The organism is Arthrobacter sp. 05N428_2 (genome assembly GCF_056397065.1).
On the sequence record NZ_JBFTMR010000003.1, the window covers coordinates 143,329 to 161,314 of the forward strand.

Annotated in this window: 19 protein-coding genes; 12 read left to right on the forward strand and 7 right to left on the reverse strand. The window is 68.0% G+C overall.

Annotated elements, in window-relative coordinates; all coding sequences use genetic code 11:
- The first annotated feature begins 100 nt into the window (after window positions 1-100).
- The 6 genes from AC1DGI_RS04000 to rplI all read left to right on the forward strand — a co-directional run bounded on the left by AC1DGI_RS04000 (window position 101) and on the right by rplI (window position 5,247).
- Window positions 101-1,564 carry an amino acid permease gene (locus AC1DGI_RS04000; protein WP_476897857.1) on the forward strand — a complete coding sequence of 488 codons (1,464 nt, stop codon included), beginning with the start codon at window positions 101-103 and terminating at the stop codon, window positions 1,562-1,564.
- 331 nt (window positions 1,565-1,895) lie between these two features.
- Complete coding sequence (locus tag AC1DGI_RS04005) at window positions 1,896-3,227, forward strand: M18 family aminopeptidase (protein ID WP_441400301.1); 1,332 nt, start codon at window positions 1,896-1,898, stop codon at window positions 3,225-3,227.
- Between the two features lie 252 nt (window positions 3,228-3,479).
- Complete coding sequence (rpsF, locus tag AC1DGI_RS04010) at window positions 3,480-3,785, forward strand: 30S ribosomal protein S6 (RefSeq protein WP_441400299.1); 306 nt, start codon at window positions 3,480-3,482, stop codon at window positions 3,783-3,785.
- A gap of 53 nt (window positions 3,786-3,838) precedes the next feature.
- On the forward strand, window positions 3,839-4,411 hold the full coding sequence (locus AC1DGI_RS04015; protein ID WP_441400297.1) for a single-stranded DNA-binding protein: 573 nt from the start codon (window positions 3,839-3,841) through the stop codon (window positions 4,409-4,411).
- Window positions 4,412-4,537: 126 nt separating this feature from the next.
- The gene (rpsR, locus tag AC1DGI_RS04020) at window positions 4,538-4,777 is read left to right on the forward strand and encodes a 30S ribosomal protein S18 (protein WP_003800144.1); all 240 of its coding nucleotides are present in this window, start codon (window positions 4,538-4,540) and stop codon (window positions 4,775-4,777) included.
- A gap of 17 nt (window positions 4,778-4,794) precedes the next feature.
- The gene (gene rplI, locus AC1DGI_RS04025; protein ID WP_354235334.1) at window positions 4,795-5,247 is read left to right on the forward strand and encodes a 50S ribosomal protein L9; all 453 of its coding nucleotides are present in this window, start codon (window positions 4,795-4,797) and stop codon (window positions 5,245-5,247) included.
- Window positions 5,248-5,353: 106 nt separating this feature from the next.
- On the opposite strand, the gene AC1DGI_RS04030 is transcribed toward rplI, so the two are convergent.
- Window positions 5,354-5,800: a DUF1801 domain-containing protein gene (locus AC1DGI_RS04030; protein WP_476897858.1), complete on the reverse strand. Its 447-nt coding sequence runs from the start codon at window positions 5,798-5,800 to the stop codon at window positions 5,354-5,356.
- 153 nt (window positions 5,801-5,953) lie between these two features.
- Between AC1DGI_RS04030 and AC1DGI_RS04035 the strand changes: the two genes are divergently transcribed.
- The gene (locus AC1DGI_RS04035) at window positions 5,954-6,580 is read left to right on the forward strand and encodes an FMN reductase (protein WP_476897953.1); all 627 of its coding nucleotides are present in this window, start codon (window positions 5,954-5,956) and stop codon (window positions 6,578-6,580) included.
- A gap of 65 nt (window positions 6,581-6,645) precedes the next feature.
- On the opposite strand, the gene AC1DGI_RS04040 is transcribed toward AC1DGI_RS04035, so the two are convergent.
- On the reverse strand, window positions 6,646-7,221 hold the full coding sequence (locus tag AC1DGI_RS04040; protein WP_476897859.1) for a hypothetical protein: 576 nt from the start codon (window positions 7,219-7,221) through the stop codon (window positions 6,646-6,648).
- 3 nt (window positions 7,222-7,224) lie between these two features.
- Window positions 7,225-7,704 (reverse strand): hypothetical protein, encoded by a 480-nt coding sequence (locus tag AC1DGI_RS04045; RefSeq protein ID WP_476897860.1) that lies wholly within the window; start codon window positions 7,702-7,704, stop codon window positions 7,225-7,227.
- Between the two features lie 630 nt (window positions 7,705-8,334).
- Here AC1DGI_RS04045 and dnaB point away from each other — a divergent pair.
- A complete protein-coding gene (gene dnaB, locus AC1DGI_RS04050) occupies window positions 8,335-9,714 on the forward strand; it encodes a replicative DNA helicase (protein WP_441400290.1) in 1,380 nt (459 codons plus the stop codon).
- Here the strand turns inward: dnaB and AC1DGI_RS04055 are convergent.
- Entirely contained in the window at window positions 9,711-10,670 is a 960-nt protein-coding gene (locus AC1DGI_RS04055; protein ID WP_476897861.1) for an acyl-CoA thioesterase, read from the reverse strand. The genes dnaB and AC1DGI_RS04055 overlap by 4 nt on opposite strands.
- A 137-nt stretch (window positions 10,671-10,807) precedes the next feature.
- Window positions 10,808-11,242 carry a DoxX family protein gene (locus AC1DGI_RS04060; RefSeq protein WP_476897862.1) on the reverse strand — a complete coding sequence of 145 codons (435 nt, stop codon included), beginning with the start codon at window positions 11,240-11,242 and terminating at the stop codon, window positions 10,808-10,810.
- Window positions 11,243-11,385: 143 nt separating this feature from the next.
- Between AC1DGI_RS04060 and AC1DGI_RS04065 the strand changes: the two genes are divergently transcribed.
- The 3 genes from AC1DGI_RS04065 (at window position 11,386) to AC1DGI_RS04075 (ending at window position 13,837) form a co-directional block, all read left to right on the forward strand.
- Entirely contained in the window at window positions 11,386-12,738 is a 1,353-nt protein-coding gene (locus AC1DGI_RS04065) for an MATE family efflux transporter (RefSeq protein ID WP_476897863.1), read from the forward strand.
- 66 nt (window positions 12,739-12,804) lie between these two features.
- Window positions 12,805-13,395 (forward strand): hypothetical protein, encoded by a 591-nt coding sequence (locus AC1DGI_RS04070; protein WP_476897864.1) that lies wholly within the window; start codon window positions 12,805-12,807, stop codon window positions 13,393-13,395.
- An 85-nt stretch (window positions 13,396-13,480) separates the two neighbouring features.
- Entirely contained in the window at window positions 13,481-13,837 is a 357-nt protein-coding gene (locus AC1DGI_RS04075) for a hypothetical protein (RefSeq protein ID WP_476897865.1), read from the forward strand.
- 29 nt (window positions 13,838-13,866) lie between these two features.
- Here the strand turns inward: AC1DGI_RS04075 and AC1DGI_RS04080 are convergent, their stop codons facing one another.
- Window positions 13,867-14,409 (reverse strand): CGNR zinc finger domain-containing protein, encoded by a 543-nt coding sequence (locus AC1DGI_RS04080; RefSeq protein ID WP_476897866.1) that lies wholly within the window; start codon window positions 14,407-14,409, stop codon window positions 13,867-13,869.
- A 144-nt stretch (window positions 14,410-14,553) separates the two neighbouring features.
- On the opposite strand from AC1DGI_RS04080, the gene AC1DGI_RS04085 reads away from it, so the two are divergent.
- Window positions 14,554-15,534 carry an EamA family transporter gene (locus tag AC1DGI_RS04085; RefSeq protein ID WP_441401555.1) on the forward strand — a complete coding sequence of 327 codons (981 nt, stop codon included), beginning with the start codon at window positions 14,554-14,556 and terminating at the stop codon, window positions 15,532-15,534.
- A gap of 86 nt (window positions 15,535-15,620) precedes the next feature.
- Here AC1DGI_RS04085 and AC1DGI_RS04090 read toward each other — a convergent pair whose 3' ends face one another.
- On the reverse strand, window positions 15,621-17,891 hold the full coding sequence (locus tag AC1DGI_RS04090; protein WP_476897867.1) for a heavy metal translocating P-type ATPase: 2,271 nt from the start codon (window positions 17,889-17,891) through the stop codon (window positions 15,621-15,623).
- Window positions 17,892-17,986 lie beyond the last annotated feature (95 nt).

Genomic DNA, 17,986 nt, shown 5'->3' on the forward strand with positions numbered 1-17,986 from the left:
ACGACACTGTGGTCCGCAACACATCCGTGCCTGCACATCCCTCCGGGGTCGTGCCTGGCGCGGGGCCCGGGCCGACACCACCCACTAAGGACGGCGCTTAATGCAGGCTGACCAGCAACTTTCCAAATCCCTGAAACCCCGCCATCTGTCCATGATCGCTATTGCCGGCGTCATTGGCGCAGGGCTCTTTGTCGGCTCCGGTGCCGCCATCCAGCAGGCCGGCCCTGGCATCCTCGTCGCCTACCTGGCGGCCGGCCTCGTGGTCATCCTCGTCATGCGAATGCTCGGCGAAATGGCGGCCGCCAACCCGGAAACCGGTTCGTTCTCCACCTACGCCGACAAGGCGCTGGGCCGCTGGGCCGGCTTCAGCATCGGCTGGCTCTATGCCTGGTTCTGGATCATTGTCCTCGGCATCGAGGCCACGGCGGGCGCTGCCATCATGCACCGGTGGGTGCCAGGCATCGACCAGTGGGTCTGGGCGCTGGCCCTGATGGTGCTGCTCACCCTCACCAACCTCGGTTCGGTGAAATCGTACGGCGAGTTCGAATTCTGGTTTGCCTCCATCAAGGTGGCCGCGATCGTGCTGTTCCTGTTGTTCGGCGTCGCCGCCATCCTCGGCCTGATTCCCGGCGTCCCGGCCCCGGGCCTGGATAACCTCACCGGCAAGGGCGGTTTCATGCCCAACGGTCCGGGCGCGGTGCTGGCCGGCATCCTGGTGGTCGTGTTCTCCTTCTTCGGCGCCGAAATTGCGACCATCGCCGCCGGCGAATCCGAGAACCCGGTCGATGCCGTCAAGAAGGCCGTGAAGTCCACGGTCTGGCGCATTCTTGTGTTCTACATCGGCTCCATCGCCATCGTGGTGACCCTGCTGCCCTGGAACTCCGCCTCCGTGGCGAAGAGCCCGTACGTCGCCGTGATCGAACTCTTCGGGATCCCCGGCGCCGGCACCATCATGGACGTCGTCGTGCTGACCTCCGTGCTGTCCTGCCTCAACTCGGGGCTCTACACGGCCAGCCGCATGCTCTTCTCGCTCTCCCGCCGCGGCGACGCGCCCCGCTCCTGGATGCGGATCTCCAAGCGCGGCGTGCCCGCCGCCGCGGTCCTGGCCTCCACGGTGGTCGGCTTTGTCACCGTGGGTCTGAACTACATCGCCCCCGACACCGTCTTCCTGTTCCTGGTCAACACCTCGGGCGCGATTGCCTTGTTCGTCTGGCTGGTCATTTCCGTATCCCAGCTGATTCTCCGGCGCCGGATGGGCGCCGGAGCCCGGGAGCTGCAGCTGAAAATGTGGCTCTTCCCGTACCTGACCTGGGTGGCGATCATCAGCATCGTCGCGTTGCTGGTGGGCATGGTGGTCCTGGATACCACGCGAGAGTCGCTGCTGCTCTCCCTGGCCCTCGCCGCGATTGTGGTCGGCATCGGGCTCTGGCGCTACCGCAGGAATGGCGCCGCTCCGGGCGCCGGCACGCGCGTGCCGGCCGGACGACGTCGGTCCGACGTCGACGCCGCCGGCGAGGACACAGCAAGTGAGGGCGTTTCCGCAGGCGTCGGCCCGGCGTCGTAAGGCCCTCCCGCAGCACGCGCAGCACGCGACCCGCACCGCACCCACTCCGCGCCACCGGACATGCCCCACTCAGCCCCCGGACATGCCCCACGCCGGCGACCAGCGATGGACATAGTGCCACTATGTCCATCCGCCGAACCCAGGGCTGGGCATGTCCGGCGGGCTGAGGGAGCATGTCCAGTCCTGGGTCCGGGAGGAGGGCATGTCCGGGGGCTGCGGGGAGCATGTCCAGTCCTGGGTCCGGGAGGAGGGCATGTCCGGCGTTGGAAGTCTGGCGGGGCCAGGAGCGGGCTCGCCGTGGCGGTGTAACCGCCGCACTAGACTCGGAGCCATGCCTTCCTCCGCCACAGCCGCAGACCACATCCAGGACCTCGGCGCGTACGTCAGCGCGTCGCCGTCGAGCTTCCACGCAGTCCACGAGGCGGCCCGTCGGCTGGACGAAGCAGGGTTTACCAGCCTCGACGAGCTGCAGCCCTGGACCACCCCCGTCGCCCCCACCCCCGCCGTCCCCTCCACGGGTAAGTTCTACGTGATCCGCGACGGCGCCCTCATCGCCTGGGCCACCCCGGAGGGGGCCGGACCCACCACGGGCTTCAACATCCTCGGCGCGCACACCGATTCGCCGTCGTTCAAGCTCAAGCCCAAGCCCACCACCGGTAAATTCGGCTGGCTGCAGGCCGGCGTCGAGGTATATGGCGGTCCGCTGCTCAACTCCTGGCTGGACCGGGAACTGCAGCTCGCCGGCCGGCTGGTGATGCTGGACGGCACCCAGCACCTGACCGCCACCGGGCCGCTGCTGCGCTTCCCGCAACTGGCCATCCACCTTGACCGCGCGGTGAACGACGGACTGGTCCTGGACAAGCAACAGCACATGAACCCGGTCTTCGGCCTCGGTGACCCCGCCGGCGCAGACCTCCTGGGCCTGCTCGCAGAGCGGGTGGCCGGCGCAACCGTGGACCCCGCACAGATCGGCGGCTACGACGTCGTCATCGCGGACACCCAGGCTCCCGCCGTGTTCGGTGCCAAGGATGAGTTCTTCGCCTCCGGCCGGCTGGACAACCTCTCCGCCGCTCACGCCGGACTCGCCGCCCTCATCGCGCACGCCGCCGGGACCGTCCCGGCTGGCGGCCCGATTGCCGTGCTGGCCGCTTTCGACCACGAGGAAATCGGCTCCGCCTCGCGCTCCGGTGCCTGCGGCCCGATCCTGGAGGACGTCCTGGTCCGCATTTCGGACGGGCTCGGGGCCACGGCAAGCCAGCGGCGGCAGGCGTTCGCGGCGTCGTTCTGCGTTTCTGCCGACGCCGGCCACGCCGTCCACCCCAACTACCCCGAGCGCCACGATCCGGCCAACCGCCCGGCCCTGAACGGCGGCCCGCTGCTGAAGATCAACGCCAACCAGCGCTACGCCACGGACGCCGCCGGCGCGGCGCTGTGGGCGCGGCTGTGCACCGATGCCGGGATCCCGTACCAGGAATTCGTCTCCAACAACGTGATGCCGTGCGGTTCCACGATCGGCCCGTTGACGGCCACCCGGCTCGGGATCAGAACGGTCGACGTCGGCGTCCCGCTGCTTTCAATGCACTCCGCGCGCGAACTCTGCGGCGTCGAGGATCCGCGCCGGCTGGCGGCGGTCACCGAGCTGTTCTTCCGGACCGCCTCCTAGCGGGCCAGGCCCGCTCTGACAGGCGCCTGCGACGTTATCCACAGCCCCAAAGGAGTGCTTTCGCCGGCGGCGGCGCCGCGGCTAGGCTGAAGTCAGAGAAATCGCTGAAACCGGCCCGGATGCACTAAGCTATTGAAGTCTGTGCTGCGCCCTGCCTCCGTTCCGGGGGCGATGTGCCGCGCAAGCACCGCAAATGAACCTCCTGTTACGGAAATGCCGTAACCGCTTAGCCCAAAGGAGGTGGGTTCACATATGCGTCCTTACGAATTGATGGTAATCATCGACCCCGAGGTCGAAGAGCGTACCGTTGAGCCAACGCTTCAGAAGTTCCTGAACGTCATCACCACCGATGGTGGAACCATCGAAAAGGTTGACATCTGGGGCCGTCGTCGACTGGCTTACGAAATCCAGAAGAAGTCCGAAGGTATCTACGCCGTGGTGAACTTCACCGCCGCGCCGGCTACCGCCAAGGAACTTGACCGCCAGCTGAGTCTCAATGAGACCATCATGCGCACCAAGATCACCCGCCCCGAAGAGCAGAAGGTTGTTGCTGAGTAATCAGCTCCACCCCTCAATCTTTAACCCCGCAGGAACGAACAAGGAGGCAGTAGATGGCAGGCGAAACCACTATTACGGTCATCGGTAATCTCACCAATGACCCCGAACTGAGGTTCACACCGTCAGGTTCGGCAGTAGCGAACTTCACCATCGCTTCTACGCCCCGCACCTTCGACCGCCAGTCCAATGAATGGAAGGACGGGGAAACCCTGTTCCTCCGCGCATCGGTATGGCGCGAAGCAGCCGAAAACGTCGCCGAGTCCCTCACCAAGGGCATGCGCGTGATCGTTTCCGGCCGCCTGAAGAGTCGTTCCTACGAAACGAAGGAAGGCGAGAAGCGCACCGTCATCGAGCTTGAGGTCGATGAAATCGGCCCCAGCCTGCGCTACGCCAACGCCAAGGTCAACCGTACCCAGCGCTCCGGCGCCGGAAGCGGCGGCCAGGGCGGATTTGGCGGCGGCAACAGCGGCGGCTTCGGTGGCAACTCTGGTGGAAACCAGGGTGGCAACTCCGGCGGAAGCTGGGGCGGCAACCAGCCCGCAACGCAGGACGACCCCTGGGCCACGCCCGGGGTCAGCAATGCAGGCGGCTGGGGCAACGGCCCGGATTCCGAACCTCCCTTCTAAACAACATCTAAGGTCCGACGTCGGGATCTGCGAGGCAGCCGCATGGCAGCCCGCGCGGCGAACGGCACGGACCACCACCATCCCGTGGATCAATATCCACGGGCTCCATCGAATAGGAGCTCCACGATGGCTAAGGCTGAACTCCGTAAGCCCAAACCAAAGTCCAACCCCTTGAAGGCCGCTGACATCACTGTCATCGACTACAAGGACGTAGCATTGCTGCGCAAGTTCATCTCCGACCGCGGAAAGATCCGCGCCCGTCGCGTCACTGGCGTCACGGTGCAGGAACAGCGCAAAATCGCCCAGGCAATCAAGAACGCCCGCGAAGTTGCTCTGCTGCCTTACTCCGGCGCTGGCCGCGGCTAGGGAAGGGATTAACTAACATGGCAAAGCTCATTCTGACCCACGAAGTAACCGGTCTCGGTGCTGCTGGCGACGTTGTCGAGGTCAAGGACGGTTACGCACGTAACTACCTGCTGCCCCGCAACTTCGCCCTGACCTGGTCCAAGGGCGGCGAGAAGCAGGTTGAGTCCATCAAGGCTGCCCGCGTTGCCCGCGAGCACGCTTCCCTGGAAGACGCTCAGAAGCAGGCTGCTGCACTGCAGGCCAAGCCGGTCAAGCTCGTCGTCAAGGCTGGCGAGACCGGACGCCTGTTTGGCACCGTCAAGCAGGCCGACGTTGCTGACGCCGTTGAGGCTGCCGGTCTCGGCCGCATCGACAAGCGCAAGGTTGAACTGCCGGCTCACATCAAGTCGACCGGTTCCTACCAGGCCAACGTCCGTCTGCACGACGACGTTTCCGCTGTGATCGAACTCGACGTAGTTTCAGGCAAGTAGTCTTTCTGACTGACTGAACTGCGCAAGAGGCCCCCGCCTCCGGATTCCCGCTGGGAACCGGACGCGGGGGCTTCTGCTTTTAACACCGGCTCAGCTTGAACGCCGGCTAGCCGTGGTGCAGGACCGTCGTGACGTGCCGGTAGCCAGCCCGGATCAGCTCGGCGAGCACCGCCTCGTCGACGTCGTCGAGCTTGTTGAGGTACAGACAGCCCGCCCCGATCCGGTGCTTGCCGAGCCGCGCCAGCAGCGGGCCCGACGCCGGGCCCCCGCCCAGTCCGTAGAGCGAAAGACTCGCCTTGCGCGGCGAAAAACCGACGGCGGGGGCGTCGCCCTCGCGTCCGGTCCCGTACTTGTAGTGATAGCGCCCGAAGCCAACGATGGTCGGGCCCCACATCTGCGGTTCCTGCCCCGTCGCTTCGGCCATCAGGGCCAACAGCCGGAGGCCGTCGCGCCGTCGGACGGGATGCTCGACGGCGGCCAGGAACGCCTCCACTGAGGCGCCGGAGGGCTGGGTCTTGTTTTCGCTCGTGTTACGGGTTGCATTCGGGACCATGCGGGAAGTCTCACAGAGCCGGGCGCCCTTGTCAGCCCGGGGGCAGTGGCATGCCGGGGGAACAGGGGAATAAAGACGTAGCTCCGCCGCTTCTACAGGTAGATGCAAATGCATACAGTTAGCAACACTGTGAATCAGCTACAGGAGCACACCGTGGAAACCCGTCGCATTACCGTTCTCTCCGCCGGACTCGGCGTCCCGTCGTCGAGCCGCCTGCTGGCGGACCAGCTGGCGGCCTCGGCCGAACGCCAGCTCGCCGCCGCGGGCTATGCCGTGACCGTCGACGTCCTCGAACTGCGGGACCTGGCTGTTGAGATTGCGAACAACTTCGTGACCGGATACGCCGCGCCGCGGCTGGCCGAGGCGATCGCGGGGGTCGAGGCCTCGGATGGCATCATTGCCGTCAGCCCGGTCTTCAGCGCCTCGTACAGCGGCCTGTTCAAGTCGTTCATCGACGTGCTGGATCCCAAATCGTTGGAGGGTAAGGCGGTCCTGTTGGGTGCCACGGCGGGTACCGACCGGCACCAGATGGTGCTGGACTTCGCGATGCGGCCGCTCTTCACCTACCTGCGCACCCGGACCGCCGCCACCGCCGTCTTTGCCGGCCCGCAGGACTGGGGATCGGCCGGCGACGGCGGAACGCCCCTCTCCGCACGGATCGACCGGGCAGCGGGCGAGTTCAGCCGTCTGCTCGAAGGCGCGCAACCGCGGTCCCGGCAGGCCCCGCTGGAGTCGCTTCCATTTGAACAGCTGCTCGCAGGGATCTCCGGCCGCAACTAGGACGCGCAAAAAGGAGTGCTGTTCGGGCTAGGTGTTCGGCCTGCGGGCCTACCGGCCGCAGCCCGTCAGTCCTCGAGCAGGGCGATGAATTCGCGGGCCTGCTTGAGCGAGATGTCCGAGTGCCGGGTCAGGGCCGCGGCGGCGCCCTCGGCGTCGCCGCTCCGGGCCAGGGTGCGGATCCGGCCGTATATCTCATCGTTGAGCATATTGCTGCTGACTTCGCGCGTGACGTCACCCTTGCTGGCGATCGCCCGGTACCGGTAGGGAAAACGCTGCGGCGCATCGTCCTCCTCGTCGTCGGCCGGCTCCTCAGGCGCCTGCTGGGGCCGGTACGGCTGTGGATGGGCAGCGAGGGCTCCTACGGCGTCCCGGGAGGCGCGGAGCCCTTCTCCGGTGGCTTCCAGATAGAGCTTGATCGCGCCCATGGCCTGGCCCTGGGCGATCAGAGCGTACAGGCGGCGGTGCTGCTCCTGGTCCAGCCTCGCGGCGGCAGTGCGCGCCAGCTCTGCTGAATTGCGGATGGGCTGCGGATCCTCGTCCTGCAGTCGCGGCGGCCGGCGGCGCGCCATCGCCCTGGCGGCGAGTACGACGACGACGCCCACGAGCACGAGGATCAGAAGGGGGACTAGCAGGGCTTCCATGGACTACAGCCGATCTACGTAATTCTTGGCGGTCAAGAGGTCAGCATGCGTGGCCTGGCGCAACAACTTGATGGCCTGGACTTTGTGGCCGGAGCGGGCCAGGGCCTGGAGTTGAAAAGTGAATTGAGGACTCAGTTGGCCTCCGGGCAGCACGGCCCCCAAGTAGCCGGGACGCCCTGCGTCGCTAAAGGAACTGCCACTGCCGCCGGCGGGGGTGCCCCGGCCGGCGCGGGCGTGCTCTGCCTGTTGCGACTGTTGCTGTTCATTCTGGCTGGGCCGCGTCGCCGCATCCACCCGGGCGCGGGCAGCCATGGCGGCCTTGACCTGCGCTTCGTAGTGGGCCCGGGACCGCATGGCCAGTTCCAGCTGGTAGCGCTCGGCGTCGGAGATGCCGAAATTGCGCGGCTTTAGCGCCGCGGAGACCGCCCACAGCACTGCGGCCAGGATGAGGGCGGGCAGCATGATGATCAAGACATCGCCCATGGCCAAAGCTTATGCCAGATAGCAGTTATCCACAGCACATTCCGGGGGCGGCATACCGGCCCCGTGGGATGCCGTCAATTTTCAGCCCTTCCGCATGACAAGCATCACAGTATGCGCATATCTGGGATGTTCTGTGCTCCGGCCGGCGGCATGGTATCCCCAGCCGGGAGCTGCAAGCTGTGGATGAAGCTTGCGAAAAATTGTTTTTGATCCACAGTCGGGCAGTAGCGTTTCTGCAGGTCAGGCCTGTATTGGCGACGAAAGAATTTCTCTATCCACAGGCCGGCCCACAGGCTGTGCACAAGCAGGCGGCCTTAGTCCACAAGTTATCCACAGCCGCGGCGGCAGCCCGGGTTGGTGCCTGCCCGATCGGGGGATAACGTTGCGGGTGTCCAGCTTGGCGGCACCGAAATCCGGTCACCGCGGCACCGGCACCGCGACGCCGGCGCACCGGTTTCGGAGGGCAGCCGCGGACCGCCGCAGCACTACAGCACGGACAAATTGTCGGGGCCCGCTGATAGGAAGAAACCGGTGGATGGCTGCCGGACCGTGCGGCAGCTGCACCACCACACACGGCTCAGCGCCGCCGGCACACTTAATTCCACCGGCGCATTATGAAGGACGGCAGTTTTGTCAGTTACGCATCTGGACTCGGTCGAGGGCACTCGGGGCTCTGAAGGCAGCCGCAAGCCGCCCCAGGACATTCCCGCTGAGCAGTCGGTGCTGGGCGGCATGATGCTTTCCAAGGATGCCATCGCGGACGTCGTGGAAATCCTTCGCGGCCAGGACTTCTACCGCCCGGCGCATGAAACGGTCTATGAGGCCATCATCGACCTGTACGGCCGCGGCGAGCCCGCCGACGCCGTCACCGTCTCGGACGAGCTGACCAAGCGTGGCGAAATCAACCGGATCGGCGGCCCAGCCTACCTCCACGAGCTGATCCAGACCGTCCCCACCGCGGCAAACGCCGGTTACTACGCTGAGATCGTGGCCGAGCGGGCCGTCCTGCGGCGGCTGGTCAACGCCGGGACCAAGATCGTCCAGCTCGGTTACGGGCAAGATGGCGAGGTGGAAGACCTGGTGAATCAGGCACAGGCCGAGGTCTATGCCGTGGCCGAGCGCCGCACGGCCGAGGACTACGTCGTCCTCAAGGACGTAATGGAAGCCACCGTGGATGAGATCGAGGCCTCCGGCCATCGCGGCGAAGGAATGGTGGGCGTCCCCACCGGCTTCTACGAGCTCGACGAGCTGACCCACGGCCTGCACCCAGGCCAGATGATCGTTATCGCCGCCCGCCCCGCCGTCGGCAAGTCCACCTTCGCGCTGGACTTCGCCCGCTCCGCGGCCATCAAGAACAACCTCGCCACCGTGATGTTCTCCCTGGAAATGGGCCGGAACGAGATCGCCATGCGCCTGCTGTCGGCGGAGGCCACGATCGGCCTGCAGGACCTTCGCAAGGGCACCATCAAGGACGAGCAATGGTCCAAGATCGCCACCACGATGGGCCGGATGAATGATGCCCCGCTGTTCATCGACGACAGCCCCAATATGTCGCTGATGGAGATCCGCGCCAAGTGCCGCCGCCTGAAGCAGCAGCACGACCTCAAGCTGGTCATCCTCGACTACCTGCAGCTGATGAGTTCCGGCAAGAAGGTCGAATCGCGCCAGCAGGAAGTCTCCGAGTTCTCCCGGGCCTTGAAGCTGCTGGCCAAGGAACTCCAGGTTCCCGTGATTGCACTCTCGCAGCTGAACCGTGGCTCCGAGCAGCGCCAGGACAAGCGGCCCATGGTCTCTGACCTCCGCGAGTCCGGCTCGATCGAGCAGGACGCCGACATGGTGATCCTGCTGCACCGCGAAGACGTTTACGACAAGGAATCGCCGCGCGCAGGGGAGGCGGACATCCTCATCGCCAAGCACCGCAACGGCCCGACCAAGGACATAGTGGTGGCCTTCCAGGGCCACTACTCCCGCTTCGCCAACATGGCGGGGGACGCGGGCGGCGGCTTCTAGAGCAGGTGGTTGGGCAGCCGGTTGCCCGGCGCCCGGCCCCGGATCTCCAGCAATTCCCGGACGTGGGCGTGCAGCCGCCGGTCCTCCTCCGAGGCCGGGACCCACTGCGGGATCGGCACGGCGGCGCCGCTCCCGTCGCGGGCCACCATGACGGTCAGGCAGTAGGTGGTGAGGTTCAGCTCGTGGCCCTTGGGGTCCCCGGAGCGGACGTGTACGGCAACGTGCATGCCTTTCGTTCCGGTGTACACCAGCCGGGCCTCCACCTCCACCAGATCGCCGATCAGCAGCGGCCGGTAGAACCGCACGCCGCCGGAGAAGACCGCCACGGTGTCCTTACCGCAGTAGCGCGAGGCGCAGACGAAGGCGGCCTCATCGATCCACTTCATGACGGTGCCGCCGTGGACCTTGCCGCCCCAGTTCACATCCGTGGGCGCGGCCATGAACCGCAGCGTGACGCGTTCGGCGGTTCCGGCGTCGGTGTATTCCTGCCCGCTCATGGCCTGGACGATGTCCTCGCGGACCTTGATCCGCGCCAGCGCATGATCGCGCTGTTCGATTTCCTCCGGCGTGGTCGGTTCAAAGGACGGCACCGGAATCGGCTTGCCGTCTTCGCCCACCGCCACGAAGATCACCAGGCACTGGCTGCGCATGGTGGCCGGCCCGCCCTTCGGGTCGCCCGAGGAGACCACGGTGCGGATGTGCATGGAGGACCGGCCGGTATAGACGATGGTGGCCGTGACCTCCACCATGTCGCCGCTGTTGACCGGATCCGCGAAGTGGATGTTCCCAACGTAGGCGGTCACGCAGTAGGACTTCGCCCAGCCGACGGCGGCGGCATAGGCCGCCTTATCCACCCACTCCAGCACCGTCCCGGCGTCCACCGAGCCGCTGTGCCCGACGTCCATGGGGGCGGCCAGAAAGCGCAGTGTGACGGCATGGGCGGAAGTCTCAGTCATGGAAGCGAGTGTACTGACGGCCGGGCCAGCCGGCGCAGGGCCGCGACACAATCCCGGCGCCGGCCGCCACACACGACGACGGCGGGCGGCCACCTCGAAGGTGACCGCCCGCCGTCGTGCGGTGGTGCGAAGGGCCCCTAGGCGAGGACGCCGAGCTTGGAGCCGGGCCGGCCGAAGAGTGCCTTGTCCACGGAGAGCTTGCCGGCGCCGACCAGGGCCACGGCCACGGCGGCGGCAGCCAGCATGAGCACCAGTTCATAGCCGCCGGTGGCGGCAAATATTCCTGCTGCGGCATGTACCAGGAACAGGGCACCCAGCATGTCCACCGCGAGCAGCACGGCAAACACGCGGGTCAGCACGCCGAGGATCAGGGCGACGCCGCCGACGAGTTCCAGCGTGGCAATGACCGGTGCGGTGAAGTTGGCCGCCGGAACGCCCATCTGCGCGAAGGAGGCCTGGGTGCCGGCAATGGTCCACTCGTTGAACTTCTGCCAGCCGTGGGCGGCGAACAGGAAGCCGGTGACGATGCGGAGGATCGTGCGGGCGGTGGTGGTCAGTGTGGGCTGGTTCATGGGGGATCCCGTCCTGGGTGGGCCGCGGCGGGGCACGCTGCCACGGTTTAGTTGAAAGTTCAACCTATATATTTCCGGGAAATCAGTTGAAAAGTCAACTAAAGCAAGTCGTGCGACGCCTGCAGGAGCGCTAGGGTGGTCGCGTGCCAGCCCCCTCCCCAACTTCCGCACTCGCGTCCCCGGCCGGTCGCCGCCGGGAAATTCTGCGCCTGGCCGTCCCGGCCTTTGGGGCGCTGATCGCCGAGCCGCTCTTCCTGCTCGCCGACTCGGCGATTGTCGGGCACCTGGGCGTGGCGCAGCTCGCCGGCGTCGGACTGGCCTCGGCCGTGCTGCATACCGCGGTGGGGCTGATGGTGTTTCTCGCCTATTCCACAACTCCCGCCGTGGCGCGCGCCATCGGCAACGGCCAGCTGCCAAAGGCGCTGGCTGCAGGGCGGGACGGCGTGTGGCTGGCCCTGCTGCTGGGCACTGTCCTGGCAGCCGCCGGATTCCTCGCGGCCGAACCTCTGCTGGACCTGATGGGCGCGCGCGGCGAAGTGCGGACCTTTGCCGTGGACTACCTCCGCTGGTCCTTGCCGGGCCTCGTGGCCACCCTGCTCATCTTCGCCGGGACCGGAGTGCTGCGGGGTCTGCAAGACACCCGGACCCCGCTGGCAGTGTCCGCCGCCGGCTTCACCGTCAATATCCTGCTGAACCTTTTCCTGGTCTACGGGCTGCAGCTCTCGGTCGCCGGATCGGCCCTCGGCACCAGCATCGCCCAATGGGCCATGGCGCTGGTCTATCTCGTGATGGTGCAGCGCAACGCCCGAGACCACGGCGTGTCCCTGTTTCCGGACTGGCGCGGTGTCCGGACCCTGGCCCGGGTGGGGTCGTGGCTGATGCTGCGCACGCTGAGCCTGCGGATCGCGATCCTCGCCACCGTCCTCGTGGCCACCGCCCAGGGGCCGGTCAATCTGGCCGCCCACCAGCTGGCGATGACCGTGTTTACTTTCCTGGCCTTTGCCCTGGATGCCCTCGCGATCGCCGCCCAGGCGCTGATCGGCAAGGAACTGGGCGCGACCCACCCGGCAACGGCGCGGGAGCTTACCGGAACGATGGTCCGCTGGGGACTGGGCTTCGGCGTCCTGACCGGGATCCTGCTGGCCGCCGCGGCGCCGTGGGCGGGGCTGCTGTTCACCAACGACGGCGGCGTCCGGGCCGCCCTTACGCTCGCCTTGTGGGTCTTGGCCGCGGGGCAGCCGGTCGCGGGCTACGTCTTTGTGCTCGACGGCGTGCTGATCGGCGCCGGCGACGCGCGGTACCTGGCGATTGCCGGCGTCGTGAATCTCGCCGCCTATTTGCCCCTGCTGCTGTGGGTCCGGCTCTCGGGCGCCGACGGCGGCGCGGCACTGTTCTGGCTCTGGGCGGCCTTCTCGCTGGGCTACATGCTGGCCCGCGCGTTGACACTGGGGCTGCGGGCGCGCACGGACCGGTGGATGCTGCTCGGGGCCCGGTGAAGGGCCGCAGGGCCGGGGCTGCGGCCCGGTGCGGGCCGGGGATCCGGCACCCACTAAACTGGTCGGGTGACTCTCCCCGCAGCCCCCCGCGCTTCGACCCTTCCCGCCGCCACCGACCTGTGGAGGCCGGTGCTGGTCCGGGCCGGCGTCGCCCTGGTGTTCGGCGCCGTCACCGTGTTCTGGGCGGCGCCCCCGGTCGCGGGCATGGGCTGGACGGGTGGCCTTTATCTGCTGGCCACCGGCGTGGCGCTGGTCTGGAGTGTCCGGAAGACCGGGCTGACGCACGGTGAGCGCGGCGCCAAGATTCTCGCCGCCGCCGGGGCTGTGCTGGCCGGCACCGGCGTCGCGGTGGCGCTGCTCACCGGAAGCCTAGTGTTCGGCACCCTGGCCGCCGTGGGCCTGGGCCTGGCCGGGGTCGCGGAACTTTATCTGGGGGTGGCCGCACGCCGACGCTCGGTCCTGGCGCGAGACTGGATTGCCTCCGGCGTAATCGGCCTGGGCACTGCGGTTGTGCTGCCGTTTTTCATTGACCTCGGCCCGCACGCGCTGCTGGGCGTCGCCGGCGGCGGCGCGATCCTCAGCGGCGTGCTCTGGGCCCTGGCCGGGCTGACCCTGCGCCACGATGGGCGGGGCGTTTCCGCGGAGGCCGTAAACTAGTACGGACAGGTTCTACCCGGCGTAGAACAACCGCGGTATCACGACTGCCACGCCTGATCGGCGCTGGCGGCAGGAGGAAAGCATCTTGGCAGAGCAGAAATCAGGAGAACGCCGCAGCCTGCGGACCTCGGTCAAGGGACCGCTGATGTTCTCCGCGTTCTGGGCAGTGCTGGCCTTCTTCGCCGTCCTGATCTTCGCCTCCGGTGGAAGTGACAAGGAAGCCCGCTACGACCTGGCCTTCACCGCAGCCGGCATTGCCTTCATCGCCACGCTCGTGCTCGCGGCCATGCTCTCGATGAGCTACAAGGAGAACGCCGAGCACCTGGGCAAGGGTTCCGGCGTCAACCTGAGCTCCCGGCGGCCGGCGACGCCCCGCGGCGGCCACACCCCGCAGCCGGGTCCCGACGCGGACACCCGCGACGCCGGCGGGGACATCAGCTAGCAGGTGGCGACGCCGGCCGGGGTGCGCCGCTAAGAGGCCGCCTTCCGCGCCCGGTAGGCCGCGACGTGCGCGCGGTTGGCGCAGTTCCCGGTGTCGCAATAGCGTTTCGAACGGTTCCGGCTGAGGTCCAGCACGACGGCGTCGCAATCATCCGCGGCGCAGACCAGCATCCGGTCCATTTCCTTGCTGCGGATCACGTCCACCAGCCCCATCGCGGCCTCGGTACTCATCCGGTCGGCCAGGGGGGCCTCGGGGGTGGTTGCATGCAGGTGCCAGTCCCACCCGTCATGCTTCATCAGCTGCGGCAGGGCCTTGGCGTCGCGCAGCAGGCGGTTGACGGTGTCGACGGCGGTGCCCTCATCGGCCAGCCACAGCGCCGCGAGCCGGGCACGCAGCCGGTGCACGCTGGCCAATTCCGCGGCATCCCGGGTCCGCGAGCCGCTGAAGTTCTCGGCCGCGAGAAAGCGGTCCAGGTCCGCGACGGTGGCCAGTTGCTCTTCCCCGTTGGCGGCCGTGTTGATCAGGCTGACCACCGAACGCAGCGCAACCTCAGTGTCAGGGGCAAATATCATCTTGACTCCTTACGTCGACCGGGCGTACTGTCATGACCATCACCCAACTTTACTCCTGACAGGAGACTGCCCGTGTCTGCCGCACGCCGTCCCGCCGGAGCCCCGGCCGCAACCCGTCCCGCACCCCGCGCTGCCCAACAGCCCATGCCGGGCGCGTCGGGCGCGTCCGGCTTCCTCGCCTCCGGCCTGGGGGTGGCCCTGTTTTCCTCCGCGGTGTTCGGGCTCTCCGGCTCCTTCGCCAAGGCGTTGCTTGAGACGGGCTGGACGCCGGGCGCCGCGGTGACCGCACGGCTTACCGGCGCCGCGCTGGTCCTGGCCGTCCCCGCCGTTGCCGCGTTGCGCGGCCGGTGGCACCAGCTCAGGAACAACTGGCTGACCATCCTGCTGTTCGGCCTGATCGGCGTCGCCGCCTGCCAGCTGTTTTATTTCAACGCCGTCGCGCGGCTCTCTGTCGGCGTCGCGCTTCTGCTCGAATACCTCGCCCCGGTGATGATCGTGCTGTGGCTCTGGGCCGCCAGCCGGCGGCGCCCGCAGGCGCTGACCATTGCCGGAACGCTGCTCTCGCTCGGCGGCCTGGTTCTGGTGCTGGACCTCACCGGGGCGGTCAAGATCGACGTCGTCGGCGTGCTGTGGGGGGTCGCGGCCGCCGTCTGCCTGGCCATCTATTTCTTCATCACGGCCAAGGAAAATGACACCCTGCCGCCGATCGTGCTGGCCTCGGGAGGTCTGATGGCGGGCGCGGCCGTAATGTGGCTGGCCGCGGCCACCGGGTTGCTGCCGATGGCCGCCAGCACGGCCGACACCCGGCTGGGTCCCTGGGTCACGCCGTGGTGGGTGGCGCTGGGCGGCCTGGTCCTCCTTGCCACCGTGCTCGCCTACGTCTCCGGCATCGTGGCAGCGCGGGCACTGGGCTCCAAGGTCGCGTCCTTTGTCTCGCTCACCGAGGTGCTCTTCGCCGTCATCTGGGCCTGGCTGCTCCTCGGCGAGCTGCCAGGCCCCGTCCAGCTCCTGGGCGGTATCCTGATCGTCGGCGGGGTGGTGCTGGTCCGCTGGGACGAACTGCGCCGGCCCGCCCGCTTCGGCGCCGAACTCGACCACGCCAACGACGTCGAGCCCGTCCCCTAAGCCCCTCAACCCAAGTAGCTCGCAGTAGGTGGCGTTTTGAGCATCCAAAACGCCACCTACTGCGAGCCAGTTGGGCGGGGCGGGGGTTACTTGCCGAAGCTGCGCAGCCGCAGCGAGTTCGCCACCACCAGCACCGAGCTCGCCGCCATCGCGGCGCCGGCGATCATCGGATTGAGCAGGCCCAGGGCCGCCACCGGAATGCCCACCGCGTTGTAGAAGAAGGCCCAGAAAAGGTTGGTCTTGATCGTGGCGAGCGTGCGGCGGGAGAGCTCGATGGCCTGGCCGACCTGCCCCAGCCCGTCGCCCATCACGGTCAGGTCCGCGGCTTCGATGGCAACGTCGGTGCCGGAGCCCATCGCGATGCCCAGATCCGCCTGGGCCAGTGCCGCGGCGTCGTTCACGCCGTCGCCGGCCATCGCCACCGTGGCGCCGGCGGCCTGCAGGGCACGGACCGCGGCGACCTTGCCTTCCGGCAGCACGCCCGCGAAGACGTCCTCCGGCGGGATGCCGACGGCGGTGGCCACCTGGCCTGCCACCGCGGCGTTGTCGCCGGTCAGCAGGATGGGCCGCAGTCCCAGCTCCCGGAGCCGGGCGATGGCCGCGGCCGAACCGGGCTTGACGCTGTCGCGCAGGCTGATGATGCCTGCCGGCATTCCGTCCACGGCCACCCAGATCGCGGTGGCCCCCGCCCCCTCGGCGGCCGCGAGGGCCGCCTGCTGCGCATCGGTGACGGCGATACCGTTCTCCTGTAGCCAGCCCGCGCGGCCCACCACGACGAGGCGCCCTTCGACGCCGCCGCGGACGCCGCCGCCCGGGGCCGAGTGGAATCCGGCGACGGCGGGCAGCCGCGCGCCGTCGCCGGTCCCTGGCTCCGCGGTCAATGCGGCTGCCGCGATGGCACGGGCGATGGGGTGCTCGGAGGCGGCCTCCGCCGCGCCGGCGAACCGCAGGACGTCGTCCTCGGCGAACGGTGCAAACGCGCGGGTGCCGGTGACGCCAAGGCGTCCGGTGGTGACGGTGCCGGTCTTGTCCAGCAGGATGGTATCCACTGTGCGGGTATCCTCGAGCACCTGGGGACCCCTGATCAGAAGGCCAAGCTGGGCGCCGCGGCCGGTGCCTGCGAGCAGCCCGACCGGCGTGGCCAGGCCCAGGGCGCACGGGCAGGCAATGACCAGGACCGCGACGGCGGCGGTGAAGGCGGCACGTAATTCGGCCGTGCTGACAACCGGCCCGGCGGCGAGCAGCCACGCTCCGAAGGTGACAGCGGCGAGGACGAGAACCACCGGGACGAAGACGGCGCTGATGCGGTCCGCGAGCCGCGCGATCGGCGCCTTCCCGGACTGTGCCTGGGAGACCAGCCGGCCCATTTGCGCCAGCGTGGTGTCGGCGCCGACCCGGGTGGCGCGGACCAGAAGCCGCCCCGAGGTGTTGATGGTGGCACCCGTGACCGGACTGCCCGGCCCCACCTCGACCGGCATCGACTCGCCGGTAACCAGGGACGCGTCCACGGCGGAGGCACCCTCAATGATCACCCCGTCGGTGGCGATCTTCTCGCCGGGGCGGACGACGACGACATCGCCGGCTTTGAGCCGGTCCGCGGGCACCTGGAATTCGAGTCCGTCCCGGAGCACCGTCGCATCCTTGGCGCCCAGGTCCAACAGTGTCTTGAGCGCGTCGCCCGCCTTCTGCTTGGCGTTGGCCTCCAGGTAGCGGCCCAGCAGCAGGAAGGTGGTGACGACGGCGGCGACCTCGAAGTACAGGCCCCCGGAACCCATGGCCTCCATGGCCGGATCCGCGGTGAGAAGCGGATCGGCCAGCAACTGCCAGGCGGAAAAGACGTAGGCCGCCGTCACGCCGATCGACACCAGCGTGTCCATGGTGGACGCCAGGTGCCGGGCGTTCACGGCGGCGGCCCGGTGGAACGGCCAGGCCGCCCAGCTGACCACCGGCAACGCCAGGGCGCCGGCCACCCAGCCCCAGTGGGGGAACTGGAGTGCCGGGAACATCGAGATCAGGAAGACGGGGATGGTGAGGACGGTTGCGGCGAGCAGGCGGGTCTTCAGCGTTGTTGCCGGATTCCCGGCCGCCGCTTCGCCGGCACCGGCGGGGTTGGCGGTGGCCCGGATCGTTGCCTTGTAGCCGGCGGAGTTCACCGTGGCGGTGATCTGCTCGTCTGTGATGTTGGCCGGGACGGTGACCCGTGCGGATTCCAGCGGGAGGTTGACCAGGGCGTGCACGCCGTCGAGCTTGCCGAGCTTCCGTTCGACCCGGCCCACGCAGGAGGCGCAGGTCATGCCCTCGATGTCGAGTTCAACCACCCTGCCGCCGGGCTGGTCCTGCTGTTGCGCGTTGCTCACGGTTGTTTCCCTCGGTCCTGCCTGCTAATTTCTGTCCCATTGACTCCCGCCAGACCAGGTCCCGCACCGCGTGGTCCCGCCCGCCTGAGTCAGGC